Annotated in this window: 13 protein-coding genes; all 13 read left to right on the top strand. The window is 42.9% G+C overall.

Going from position 1 to position 13,284, the window contains the following annotated elements:
• The first annotated feature begins 4 nt into the window (after positions 1-4).
• The 13 genes from ureC (at position 5) to B5771_RS12595 (ending at position 13,190) form a co-directional block, all read left to right on the top strand.
• Positions 5-1,711 (top strand): urease subunit alpha, encoded by a 1,707-nt coding sequence (gene ureC, locus B5771_RS12655; RefSeq protein WP_088187813.1) that lies wholly within the window; start codon positions 5-7, stop codon positions 1,709-1,711.
• A 21-nt stretch (positions 1,712-1,732) separates the two neighbouring features.
• Complete coding sequence (locus B5771_RS12650; protein WP_088187812.1) at positions 1,733-2,164, top strand: urease accessory protein UreE; 432 nt, start codon at positions 1,733-1,735, stop codon at positions 2,162-2,164.
• Positions 2,161-2,841 (top strand): urease accessory protein UreF, encoded by a 681-nt coding sequence (locus B5771_RS12645; protein WP_088187811.1) that lies wholly within the window; start codon positions 2,161-2,163, stop codon positions 2,839-2,841. The genes B5771_RS12650 and B5771_RS12645 overlap by 4 nt, the downstream gene beginning before the upstream one ends.
• 58 nt (positions 2,842-2,899) lie before the next feature.
• Positions 2,900-3,514, top strand: coding sequence for an urease accessory protein UreG (gene ureG, locus B5771_RS12640; RefSeq protein WP_088187810.1), 615 nt, complete (start codon positions 2,900-2,902; stop codon positions 3,512-3,514).
• A complete protein-coding gene (locus tag B5771_RS12635; protein WP_088187809.1) occupies positions 3,511-4,389 on the top strand; it encodes an urease accessory protein UreD in 879 nt (292 codons plus the stop codon). The genes ureG and B5771_RS12635 overlap by 4 nt, the downstream gene beginning before the upstream one ends.
• Positions 4,390-5,229: 840 nt before the next feature.
• Positions 5,230-5,475, top strand: a complete 246-nt coding sequence (locus tag B5771_RS12630) for a type II toxin-antitoxin system prevent-host-death family antitoxin (protein ID WP_088187808.1) — start codon at positions 5,230-5,232, stop codon at positions 5,473-5,475.
• A 1-nt stretch (position 5,476) separates the two neighbouring features.
• A complete protein-coding gene (locus B5771_RS12625) occupies positions 5,477-5,815 on the top strand; it encodes a type II toxin-antitoxin system RelE/ParE family toxin (RefSeq protein WP_088187807.1) in 339 nt (112 codons plus the stop codon).
• Between the two features lie 20 nt (positions 5,816-5,835).
• Positions 5,836-6,420 carry an MFS transporter gene (locus B5771_RS12620; protein ID WP_207652692.1) on the top strand — a complete coding sequence of 195 codons (585 nt, stop codon included), beginning with the start codon at positions 5,836-5,838 and terminating at the stop codon, positions 6,418-6,420.
• An 8-nt stretch (positions 6,421-6,428) separates the two neighbouring features.
• Positions 6,429-8,096, top strand: a complete 1,668-nt coding sequence (locus tag B5771_RS12615; RefSeq protein ID WP_088187806.1) for a molybdopterin dinucleotide binding domain-containing protein — start codon at positions 6,429-6,431, stop codon at positions 8,094-8,096.
• A 14-nt stretch (positions 8,097-8,110) separates the two neighbouring features.
• On the top strand, positions 8,111-8,662 hold the full coding sequence (locus B5771_RS12610; protein WP_088187805.1) for a DMSO/selenate family reductase complex B subunit: 552 nt from the start codon (positions 8,111-8,113) through the stop codon (positions 8,660-8,662).
• 35 nt (positions 8,663-8,697) lie between these two features.
• Positions 8,698-9,573: a DmsC/YnfH family molybdoenzyme membrane anchor subunit gene (locus B5771_RS12605; protein ID WP_088187804.1), complete on the top strand. Its 876-nt coding sequence runs from the start codon at positions 8,698-8,700 to the stop codon at positions 9,571-9,573.
• Between the two features lie 63 nt (positions 9,574-9,636).
• Positions 9,637-11,016 carry a radical SAM protein gene (locus B5771_RS12600; protein WP_242966824.1) on the top strand — a complete coding sequence of 460 codons (1,380 nt, stop codon included), beginning with the start codon at positions 9,637-9,639 and terminating at the stop codon, positions 11,014-11,016.
• Between the two features lie 449 nt (positions 11,017-11,465).
• Positions 11,466-13,190, top strand: a complete 1,725-nt coding sequence (locus B5771_RS12595; protein ID WP_088187803.1) for a methyl-accepting chemotaxis protein — start codon at positions 11,466-11,468, stop codon at positions 13,188-13,190.
• Positions 13,191-13,284: the final 94 nt, after the last annotated feature.

Below are 13,284 nucleotides of genomic sequence, written 5' to 3'. Positions count from 1 at the left end.
AACTGTGACATTGAATATGTCCCGTCGTCAGCATGCCGATATGTATGGACCAACCACTGGCGATAAAATTCGTTTGGCAGATACGGAATTATGGTTGGAAGTAGAAGATGATATGACCAGCCCCGGTGATGAAGCCAAATTTGGCGGTGGCAAGGTTATTCGCGATGGGATGGGCCAGGACCCTCAAGCTTTGAACGAAGCTATGGATACAGTGATCACCAATGCCGTAATTATCGACCATTGGGGTATTATCAAGGCTGACATTGGGATAAAGAAAGGTCGGATTTTTGGCTTGGGCCGTGCAGGAAATCCTAAAACAATGGCTGGAGTTAACCTGCCGATTGGGGCTGGGACCGAGGTGATTGCCGGAGAAAACTCTATCGTTACGGCAGGCGGAATTGACAGCCATATTCATTTTATTTCTCCGCAGCAAGTTGAAACAGCCGTTGCTTCCGGCGTTACAACCATGCTAGGAGGCGGGACCGGCCCGGCAGCCGGAACGAATGCTACGACCTGTACGCCGGGGGAATGGAATATGTACCGGATGCTGCAGGCTGCTGAAGCCTTTCCGATTAATATGGGATTTTTCGGGAAAGGGAATAATTCGCAGCCCGAACCTTTGATAGCCCAAGTAAAAGCCGGGGCCATGGGTCTTAAACTGCACGAGGACTGGGGATCAACACCTGCCGCAATTGATTGCTGCCTGAAAGTTGCCGATGACTATGATATTCAGGTCGCTATTCATACGGATACTCTGAATGAAGCCGGATTTGTCGAAGATACCATTGCTGCCATTGGCGGGCGGACGATTCATACCTTTCATACCGAAGGAGCGGGAGGAGGCCATGCTCCGGATATCATTAAAGTAGCCTCGTTGCCTAATGTCCTGCCATCTTCAACGAATCCTACCCGGCCGTTTACGGTGAATACCCTGGAGGAACATCTCGATATGCTCATGGTCTGCCATCATCTCGATAAACGAGTTCCGGAAGATATCGCTTTTGCTGATTCTCGCATCCGGCCGGAAACCATTGCTGCCGAGGATATTTTACATGATCTGGGTGTCATTTCCATGATGTCTTCAGATTCTCAGGCCATGGGGCGGGTTGGCGAAGTGATCATCAGAACCTGGCAAACGGCCCATAAGATGAAGCTGCAGAGGGGTTTTTTAGAATCTGAGAGCGGAGAGAATGATAACAACCGGATAAAACGCTATATTAGCAAATACACCATTAATCCCGCCCTCACCCACGGAATCAGTCATCTGGTAGGCTCGGTTGAAAAGGGTAAATTAGCGGACCTGGTACTTTGGAATCCGAAGTTTTTTGGGGTAAAACCAAGTATGGTGATCAAGGGCGGATTTATTATGTATGCCGCTATGGGCGATGCCAATGCTTCCATTCCCACACCTCAGCCGGTGATCCAACGGCCGATGTTTGCTTCCTTTGGGCAAGCAATCGCCGCGTGTTCCCTAACGTTTATATCTCAGGCAGCGGATTCGGAAAAACTGGCCAGAGAGTTAAAACTGGCCAAACAACTTGTTCCGGTGAAGAACTGCCGCAATATTGGCAAGGCCGATATGAAGCATAACTCGGCGACACCGCAGATATCAGTGGACCCTGAAACGTATCAAGTGACTGCCGATGGAGAGAACCTGACTTGTGAACCCCTTGAGATCCTGCCTCTGGCTCAGCGCTACTTTATGTTTTAGGATGGGAGGGAGTTTAAGCTGATGATAGTTACGAAAGTGGTAGGAAAGCTGAGAGACTTGGAAGAAGATCAGCAGCCTGGAAAAGAGGCTTTAACCATTGAACAGGTTTTCCTTTCCTGGGATGAACTCCAGAAGAGAATTCTGCGCAAGACATCGGATGTGGGCCGGGATATAGGAATCCAACTGGAGAACGGGCATCTGCATCCCGGGGATATTCTTTACCGAGAAGATAACCACGTCATTGTCGTAAGGGTAAAGGAAGAAGCGGTCTTGCTTGTTCCGGTCCAAAATATGAAGGAAATGGGTTTAGCTGCCCATGCCGTCGGCAATATGCATGCCCCTATCGAGGTGAAGAGTGATGCTTTGCTGACCCCTTATAATCCGGTGCTCGTTGAGCAGCTGGTCAAGCTGGGTTTATCCCCGGTAAAAGAGGAGCGGGCTTTTGTACCATGATGAATAATTCTGCTCTGGAAAAAGGACTGCGCTTGATGCAGCTGGCGGATTCCTCCTTTCCTTCAGGAGGGTTTACCCAATCTTTCGGAATGGAAACTTTGATTCAGCGCGGTGACATTAATAGCAAGCAAGAATTGGCACACTTTATGCAAACGTTTCTTTATTACACTTGGCGGCCAACAGATTTACTCGCGGTAAAACTTGCTTGGGATGCTGCCCGGCAATCCGATCAGCAGCGCCTTGGTTTACTGGACAGGCGGTTAAATGCTCTGAAATTGTCCTCGGAAAGCCGTGAAGGCAGTCACAAGATGGGGAAGAGGCTGCGCCAATTACTTGCGGAAATTGATGCTGATTACACTGTTGACGTAAGTTTCCCCTTTGGTCATCATGCTATTATTCTGGGACATTATGGAGCCAGCGCCAAAATCGAATTACCCTTGCTGCTGGCTGCTTTTGCGCATATGAGTACAGCATCTCTGATTGCCAACGGAGTGCGGGCTGTCCCGTTGGGACAAACAAGCGGACAGCAGGTGCTTGCGCAGCTTCAACCCTTGCTCAATACTTGCATTCAATGGGCAGCTGCCGCTACGGAAAAAGATTGGGGCGGCAGTGCACCGGCCTTCGATTGGGCCGCTATGGCCCATGAACAATTATATTCCCGGATCTTTATGTCTTAGGCCCTTTAAGAGCCTTTTAAGAGCTTTATAAAAAACTTGATAAAAGGAGGATTTCGCTATGTGGCCGATTCGCATTGGAGTAGGGGGCCCTGTGGGATCAGGCAAAACTGCCCTTGTAGAGAAACTGACCCGCTATTTGGCAGCGGATTATAGTGTTGCTGTGATCACCAATGACATATTTACTAAAGAAGATGCGGAATTCCTTTGCCGAAATGGGGTTTTGCCGGCGGAGCGAATCATTGGCGTGGAAACGGGAGGATGTCCTCATACAGCCATAAGGGAAGATGCCTCAATGAATTTGGAAGCGATTGAGATACTTAAAGAGAGATTCCCAGATGTAAAACTTATTTTTGTGGAAAGCGGCGGGGATAATTTAGCGGCGACCTTTAGTCCGGAGTTAGTCGATGTCGCGATTTATATTATTGATGTGGCACAGGGAGAAAAAATTCCCCGCAAAGGGGGCCCTGGAATTACACGCTCCGATCTTTTGATCATCAATAAAACAGATCTCGCTCCATATGTTGGGGCCAGTCTGGAAGTGATGGCTCAAGATTCGCTGCGCATGCGCGGTGAACGGCCCTTTTTGTTTACCAATCTGAAAAATGAAGAAGGTTTAGATCAGGTTTTAATGTGGATACGGAAAAACGTGATCATGGAGGATATTACTGCATGATTCCAAGTTTAAAACACGGTATTCTGCAAGTTGAAGTTCAGCAAGAAAATGGTAGGAGTTATATCAGCTCTCTGCGGCAAAGAATGCCGCTGCATGCTTCAGCCCCTCTCTATGCCAATGATCAGAGAGCGGCTTTTTTCTTTATTATGAATCCCGCTGCCGGCCTCCTGCAAGGAGATCAGCACAGTATTTCTGTACGGGTAAAGATGGATGCACAGGCCGTTGTTTTTGGTCAAGGGGCGACCAAGGTCTTTCGCTCACCGCAAGGAAATCTCTCCAGGCAATTAACAACCTTGATTGTCGAGAAAGGGGCTAGACTCGAATATATGCCGGAAGTGGTCATACCCTTTGCCGAAGCATGTTTATTCAGTCGCACTAATCTCTGGATTTCCAGTCAAGCATCAGCCTTTTTTTGGGAAATTACGGCTCCTGGACGGGTTGCCCGCCAAGAGCTCTTTAAATATAATTTACTGGATCAGCAGACCCGGATTTTTTTGGATGGTGAATTAATTTGCTGTGACCGGTTTCAGCTGGAGCCGTCAAAGCTGCCTCCTTTTTTACACACTTGGAACAGCCCCCTTGGCCCGATGCATGGCTATACGCATTACGGCACCTTTTGGGTCATTAATCAGCATCTGCCGTTGGTAATGTCTGAACTTTTGCAGCGTCATACGGAAGATGAAGACGGTTTTTTGGAACAGATCACTGAACGCTATAAGATTTTAATCGCCGGAACTGAAATTAAGAGACAGACTTATTGTTTCCGGGCCTTGGGCCATAGTGCGGAAAGTATTCAAGAGGGTTTCAAAGAGATTTGGAAACTCTTGCGTTTGAGATTATTTAATGAGCCGGAGTGGCCGTGGAGAAAATTTTAGATTCGGTGAGAATCAATCTAACTAATTGACATATTCGCCTGGAGATCACATAAAATCAATAAGTTCAACCAACGCAAATAATACACAATATTAATCCAAAAAGGGCCCTCAACACGTAGCAGAAAGTATGATTGGATATCCGGGAAAATAACGGAGTATATTCTATGTTCTGAAGTGTTGTTTCATAAAGTGAAACGTTGACTGACCTTTTATTCGTAAACGGTCAATAATGAGTACCTGTCTTAAAGTTACTTGTTATGATAACCTTGGATATATGAATCTCTAGTACTTGAAAACTTCTAATAGTTTTTCAAGTACTAGAAAAACTATAATCAAGGAGCCATGCCTATGGACAGTAACGTGAAATCATTGTGTGCTCAATCTAGCTTTGCGCGAAAGGCACATTTCTACTCGACAATGGAAATTCTGCTTGAAAGAAAATTTGGTTAAACTATAGGTGGCTCTTACCAATTATGGAGGATAAGGCTATGCTGGAGAGCAGCCTGAGCGCCTAAATTGGGTTCTGCCACAAAGAGAATTGGGGACCGGCAAAGGTTCCCTTTCTTATTTTCTTTGCGGGAGAACTCAAGCGATAAACTCTAGTTCCTTATAGTCAAATGGTTTAATTAAATAATCATTGGCTCCCATGTCTAAACCAATTACTCTGTCTTCTATATCACAAAGGCATTTGTAGATGCTACTCTTTTGCTATGTACAAATTAAAGAGAAAGAAAAAATTGGACATTTTTGCGAGATTCTCTAAGTGCTGTAAATTAACATGTTAATTTACATTGTTGTTTTTAATGGTTTGACATATAATAGTAATTAGGAGTGATGAAAATGCCAAATATTAAACCAATTTCCGATTTGAGAAATTATACAGAAGTACTCAAAGAGGTATCTTACAACAATCCGGTTTACCTTACCAGAAATGGAAGAGGTGAATATGCAATTATTAAGTTGGAAGAACTTGATAAGCTTCGCGCAATGGTAAAGCTTATGGTACAGCTTGAAGAAGGGGAAAAATCAGCCAGGGAGAAAGGGTGGCTTTCTGCTGATGAAGTAGAAGTTTCATTAGGATTGTAGTATGGAAAAAGTAGAATTCTCTCCGAAGGCTCTGGAGGATTTGCAAAAAATTAAAACATATATTATTGAGAGTTTTGGAGTTGATACTGCTCAAAAGGCTCTTGCTAAAATTATAGGCAGCGTTAGAAGATTAGAGGAATATCCCGCATTAGGTGTGGATCTGGGAAAAATGATTGATTTTCCTACAGAGTATATGTATATCTTTATTGAAAGAAATTATGTATTCTATAGGATTGAAGATAATAGAGTGCTAATCGTTAGAATTCTGAATGAACGGCAGGACTTTATGCAGATACTTTTTGGAATTCACACAAGTTGCGAAGATAATGGAAATTGCTGATTAATAGGGAGAAATTTATTTTGTCAGATATCGCGAAACAAACATTGACTAAAGTTAAATATAGAATCTTGCCGTTTGCCTTTATTCTCTATATCGTTAATATCATAGATCGTGTAAACTTGGGATTTGCGGCCCTGGAAATGAATAAAGCGCTGCATATTTCTTCGGCAGCTTATGGATCGCTCTCGGCGGCTTATTTTATAACTTTTTTGATTTTCGAGGTTCCCAGCAATATTCTTCTCCACCGACTTGGAACCAACAAATGGATCGCGCGAATCATGGTTACCTGGGGAATGATTACCTCCTTAACTTTTTTTGCTCAGAATTTCACTCATGTTTATCTTCTTCGCTTTTTGCTGGGTATGGCCGAAGCCGGTTTCTTTCCGGGAATCATATACTATTTTACCTATTGGTTTCCTGCAAAAGAAAGGGCTTGGGCTACGTCACTGTTCATGGTGGCGAGTCCGATTTCCAATATTGTTGGAGCTCCTCTGGCTACTTATGTCCTGGACCATATCCACTGGCTGGGTTATGCGGGATGGAGATGGCTGTTTGTTATTGAAGGAATTCCTGCCGTATTCACCCGGCTACTGATACAACATTAGTTCTGGGGATGGCCCATCATATTTTAACGAATAATTTACTGGATATAAACTTTTTGGATACTTATTGTGTGGGCTTTGATGCAGATCATATGCCGGAGGGGGCAGATCCCAAGGATAACTTTAAAGATTATGTTCTGGGTACTTTTGATGGAACCCCGAAAACACCGGAGTGGGCAGCAAAGATTTGTGGTGTAAGTGCGGATAAGATCCGTCAACTTGCTCAGGAATATGCAACGACAAAACCTGCAGCTATTATTACGGGTGGAGCACCTGCCCGCATAAATAATGGAGAGCATTTTCCGCATGCGATAATGACCCTTGCCTTTATGACAGGTAATGTTGGCAAACCTGGTGCAGGAGTTAGCCCCAATATGCACAATCGGGCAACAAATGCCGGACCGGTGTTAGTACAACCCGGGGCCAGCGGCTTGCCTGCGATTCCCAATCCCCTAGCGAAAAGTAAAATTAATAGCGGTGAAATGTGGAACGCCGTTTTAAAAGGTAAATATACTGCAAGTAAAGGTGTCCAGAAAAACATCAATATCCAAATGGTCTGGAATTGGTTTGGGAATACCTTGAACCAGAGAGCGGGGACCACACGGGGTATTGAGGCACACCGTAACGTTGAATTCGTCCTTGCGCAAAACCTATTCTTATCGACGGACGCTCGGTATTCTGATGTTGTTTTACCGGTTACCTCGCAGTGGGAGCGTTTGGGGGGATTACTTACAGGGAATCGTGAAATTCTTATTTATTTTCGTCAAATCATGAAGCCGCTTTTCGAAGCCAAAAGTGATATGTGGATTGCAACGGAAGTGGCTAAAAGGCTGGGGCTTGATCCAACAAAAGCGATTAACCCGTTGTCTGAAGCGCAAATGCTGTATAACCAGATCGCCGGTGCTAAGGTAATGAAGGCAGACGGAAAAGGTTATGAAAAGTTAGTCACCTTGACAGCGGAAGATATCAAGGAACTGGGAGCGAAAGGAACCCCGCAAACGGGACGCATCTCCTATAAAGAGTTCAAAGAAAAGGGGATTTATCAAATTCCGAGGTCTCGCGGCGACAAATTGGAATTTACAAGTTTTGAGGACTTTATTGGCGATCCGGTTGGCAAGAAATTAGCAACTCCAAGCGGAAAATTTGAGATTTATTGCGACTCTCTCGCAAAGGCCATTGAAAAAGTGGGCTTTACGACGAAATCACCTTTACCTAAGTACGAACCTTCGCGTGAGGGCTTTGAAGATGGTGCTAAGAACGGTTATCCTTTCCAAGTCATTACTCTTCATTACTATCGGAGGTCTCATTCGACCTTAGATAATGTACTCTGGCTGCGGGAAGCCTTTCCTCAGGAACTGAGAATCAATGCCAGTGACGCTCAAAAACTAGGAATTAAAAATAATGATATTGTCAAAGTAACCAGCCGTCATGGCTCAGTTATTCGTCAGGCTATGGTCACTGAGCGTATTATGCCAGGTGTTGTTGCGCTTGGCGAAGGTGCCTGGGTGGAAATGGATGAGCAAGCCGGAGTTGATAAAGCCGGCTGTACGGGAATTCTTGACGGACATATCCCAACCGGTCAAGGGCATACAGGCTTTAATTCTTGCAATGTGAAGCTCGAGAAATATAACCAACCTCTCGATCCGGATGTTAAATGGCCTCAACGAATCATTTTCTAAGGAAGTGAAAAATAATGGCGCAACTTGGGTTTTATTATGATATGACAATTTGCTCTGGCTGCAAGGTTTGTCAAATTGCTTGTAAAGATAAAAATGATCTCGATGTCGGAATTTTTTTCCGCAAGGTGTACAATTTTGAAGGCGGCAAATACCCGAATCCATGGGAATATAACCTTTCGATTGCTTGCAATCATTGTGCTCAACCTAAGTGTACCCAGAACTGTCCGACCGGAGCTCTGTATAAGAGAGAGAAGGACGGCATTGTTATGCACGACCGCGATAAATGTATCGGTTGTAAACTCTGTACCTGGTCTTGCCCGTATGGAGAACCACAGTATATAGAGAAGTTGGGTAAGGTGGGTAAGTGCACTTTTTGTGCTGACCTCATTGATAAGGGCCAAAATCCTGCCTGTGTTGATGCTTGTCAGATGAGAGCTTTGCAATTCGGCGATATTGAAGAACTGCGAAAAAAATACGGAAATAATGCGGATATTAAACCCTTGCCTGACTCTGGTATAACCCATCCATCGTTAACCATTAAGGCAAATAAAGAAGCGATGAAATAGCGAATGACTAAAAATTATGGAAGGAGGCCTTTTACATGTTTGCTCAAGAATGGCCTTTGATGATGTTTACGCTCGTTAGCCAGTTGGCCATTGGAAGTTTTCTTATGTTAATGGTGGTTCGCTCTTTATTATTGAAGCAAAATCCTCAAGAGGCAGCTAAATTAACCCAGCCAGGCTTCAAAGCGGTTGTGGGAATTATGGTCGTTGCCCTTGTTCTTTCCCTCTTCCACTTGGGTACACCAACAGGAGCCTATCGCTCTATTCTTAACTTGAAAACATCCTGGCTTAGTCGTGAAATTTTAACTGCCGGAGGGTTTCTCGTTTTATCCTTTATCAGTTATCAAGCCTTTCAAAAGGAGAAGCCGAGCAGTGCTTTAGGATGGATTACTTCACTGGTTGGCTTGGCAGCTGTTTTGAGTATGTCGAATATTTATAGCCACTCTGTTCGTCCTGCTTGGATGAATGCGAATACGTATGTTGCCTTTTTTGGAGCTACGTTGGCTTTGGGGAGTGCAGGATGTGCTGCCTTCATTATTTGTGGAGGAAAAGAAAGGCAGCTTTCTGAAAACGTTGCAGTACATCTCAAAAAAATCAGCTTCATAGCCTGGGCTTCAGTTATTCTCCCCCTGATTTATCTGCCTATTTTTATTAGCAGCCTTGATAGCGGTAACATGGCTGCAGTGGCCTCAGCCCAGCTTCTTACGGGAAGCTATCTATTCGTATTAATTCTCAGAGGGCTGATATCTCTTGTTGGAGCAGGTTCGCTTTACTATGCATTGAAACAAATTGGGAATAAGGTACCCATTCAGAAATGGGTTTACGGTTCACTGGCTTTGATCGCAGTCGGAGAATTTATAGGCCGTTATGTATTTTACGGATCCGCTGTATCAATAATGATTGGCTTAAAGTGATGAGACGCTAATCATTAAATATAGGTGTTCTCGCTCCACTATATTAGTGAAGTGAGAACACCTTTGGCTTTTTGTACTCGCATAAACGGCATGATCTTATGTATCAAGAAAGGTAAAGAAATGCTTATTAATCTCTATAATGAACAGGGCATAACCATAAAGAATCCGAGTCTGCTGCGTTATGCACAGATTTATCGCGATATCTACAAAAGATTCCTGACTCAAATTACTGCCTCGGGTCTTAACTTAGGCGCTAATCAAGAAAAAGAGATACGTCATAAAATGGAGCGATTGCGGGATTTGGGTGTAGTCTTTCGTAATGATGATAAAAGTCTTTTCCTTAATTGGTTGTCACCTGCTTGTGAGAATTGTAAGACTGGAGTGGGATCGACAACCCTGTTTTTTTCTCTACAGTGCCCGCGCCAATGCTATTTTTGTTTTAACCCTAACCAGGAAGGATATGAATATTATCGCCAGAATCTGAGAAACTGTGGACAAGAATTGCGAGAAATTCACCAACAAGGTAAAAGAATTTCACACTTGGCTTTATCTGGGGGGGAACCGCTGCTTCATCCAGCCGAAGTCGTCAGCTTTTTTAAAACAGCACTGGATTTATTTCCAAATGTCTATACGCGACTCTACACAGCTGGGGATCTTCTTAATCCGGATTTATTAGGAGCACTTCAAGAAAATGGACTGAATGAAATTCGCTTTAGTCTTAAGCTGGGAGACACTGAAGAAGTACGCAGCCGAGTTCTTAACAATATCGCCTTAGCTAAATCGTATATCCCTGTTGTCATGGTTGAGATGCCGATAATTCCAGGTACTTTAGAGGAAATGAAAAAATTATTATCTCACTTGAATGCGCTGGATATTAACGGTATTAATCTATTGGAGTTTTGCTATCCTTTCTATAATACTGAGGAATTTCGCAAGAGAGGATTTAAAATTAAAAATCCACCGTTTAATGTGCTGTACGATTATTGGTATGCCGGAGGTCTGCCGATAGACAGAAGTGAAATAGAATGCCTTGATCTGCTGGAATATGCAATTGAACAACAGCTTAAGTTAGGAGTTCATTATTGTTCGCTTGAAAATAAGCTAACCGGACAAATTTATCAACAAAACCTTGGGCAGCGTGTTGAACGTTATTATTACTTATCGGGAAAAGATCATTATTACAAATCTGCAAAGGTATTCGGTAACGATATCTTAACTGTCAAACAAATTTTAGATAACAATCACATTAAAACTTATAATCTTAGCCAACGCTATGACTTTTTGGAGTTCAATGTAAAAGGCATCGATTTTCTTAAAGGTATTGATCTAGAGGTAGTTATTTCTTCAAATATTATGGAAGAACGTAATGATGGCAAATATTTACGTGAACTTAAATTGGATTTGATTTATCCTAGCAATTTTCAGTGGCAAAACGAATTATAAAAGTAAAATTGCAAGAAAGGAAAATATGAATCAGCTTTGATGAAAGTGGCAATCCGTGACATGCTGGATGGGAAATTAATGAAAATAAAGTAGGGTATTATTTCTTAGTAGTTTTAAGAGATAATACCCTATTGCTTTTGGCTTGTGAATTGTTTTTGTGGGGAATTATATTTTACTTAATGCTGTGTGTCTATGTTAGCTTATGCGGTGTAAACAACCATAGCGTTTTTCTAGCTACTTAATATATAACTGGTATGAATATTAGAATAAATAGCGGTTAGGAAATTAATTTTTGAAGAGTTTATTAGTTAACACCATTATTTTCCTTGTTGGGCTTTAAATATTTTAATGAAATTTTAATTATTTATTCATAGTTTGCTCAAATAATTAGACTATACTTTTGTTACAATTATGTATTTAAACTTTGGATTCGGGAAGGGGCAGGAGAAGTGACAAAAAAACGAATGTCAATCACCGCACAGATTGTATTACTGGTCTTAGGCTTAAGCGTAGCAGCTGGACTGATCGGGAGCGTTGGTCTATATGGGATGAAGAGCATGTATGCGGACACATTAGATATGCAGCAAAATGAAATTGTGCCTATGGATCATCTCCAGGATCTAAGACATGATACCCAAGCTTACCAAGCAGAATTATTTATGATGCTCAACAGCCCATTAGCTCAGCGAAATGAATTTAAAGCCGAGTTACAAAAAATAGCTAAAGGAATGCAGGACAATCTTAATACTTTAAAAACAGAGGTGCTTTTGAATGAGGAAAAACAAAAACTCAATCAGTTCATAACGGTTTGGCAAAACTACCTTTCAGTAGCAGACCAAGCAATCACAGATATCCCTGATATGCAGCAAGCGGCCCAAAAGCAAGCCTCAATTATCAAGCAATTGGATACTCAAAGTGTTAAAGCATCTACTCTGGCCGACGAACTATATGATTTGAAGTTGAACAGTGTGCTTCATACTCGTATGGATAATCATACTGCCCTCTATCAGCGTGTTTTACATCTAGCGATTGGCATCCTGATTGTAAGTATTGTTGCCGCTCTGGTTTTAGGATTATGGTTAGGGAAAGGTATGAGAAAATTATTGTATCATTTGATCAAAGAAGCTGAAGAAATCGCTGAGGGAAAAATTAGAATAGGCAGCTTGAATAAGATCAAAGCGTTTAACCGTGAGGGCGAAGAATTGCAAGGAGCCCTACAGAAAATGAATGAAACCTTACATACAATGGTTAATAAAATACAGGGGACGTCCGGCGAGCTATCTGAAATTGCAGGTAATGTCCGAGATGGTATGGATCAGTCTGCCCGTGCTGCCGAACAGGTTGCAATATCAGCAGGAGAAATTGCTCAAGGGGCAGTCGAACAAGTTGAAGAAATCAGGACCAATCAGAAATATCTTGAAGCAATGTTAGAGCAAGTTAATCTCGCAGGAGAAAAAAGTGCTCACGTCAACCAAGCGGCGTTGCATTCTTCTGAATTGGCCCGGTCTGGGCAGGCAACGCTGGACCTTACTTTAAATCAAATGCAAGAGATTGAGGTTAGAGTTGACGAGCTTAATGAAATGGTGAATGAGGTGGAAAGTCAATCGAAGTCTATTGCATCGACTGTTCAAATTATTGGAGATATTGCCCAACAGACCAATTTATTGGCCCTTAATGCGGCAATAGAGGCTGCGAGGGCTGGTGAAAATGGAAAGGGCTTCGCGGTGGTTGCAGAAGAAGTGCGTAAATTAGCTGAACAAGTTAAAGGAAGCCTTACGGGAATTGAGGGTAGTGTGGATAAAATGCAGTTAACTGCCCAACATGTGAATAATAGTATGAAACGAAGCCGGGAAAGCGTGAAACAAGGCAGTCAGTATCTTGATGAAATAGCCGTACAGTTCGGTTCGATTTTGACGGCAGTTGAGGAGAGTGCCGATTTAAGTCAAGATATAAAACAATTTGTAAAAGAAGTTGAAAAGAGCAGCCAGGTTATTATGTCCAGTATGAAGATAATTGCTGAACGCTCTGAGGAGACGTCAAATCAGACTCAGACCACAGCAGCTTCTGCCGAAGAACAAAATGCGTCGATTGAGGAAATGCGGGCCATCGCTGAGACGCTGGCAGGATACGCTGATCAATTGAAGGTATTGATTGGACGCTTTTCGATTTCGTAATCTTAGGAAACTATAGCTATTGCGAAGAAGTGTAAGGGTGCGTATTAATTTGGGGAACAAATGGTGGGGAACTAATGGTAGAACGTCTTATACT

It is taken from the genome of Desulfosporosinus sp. FKA (genome assembly GCF_002196785.1).
Classification (GTDB): domain Bacteria; phylum Bacillota; class Desulfitobacteriia; order Desulfitobacteriales; family Desulfitobacteriaceae; genus Desulfosporosinus; species Desulfosporosinus acididurans.
Note: the sequence above shows the minus strand (reverse complement) of the source record. Positions and strands in the feature narration are given on the sequence as shown.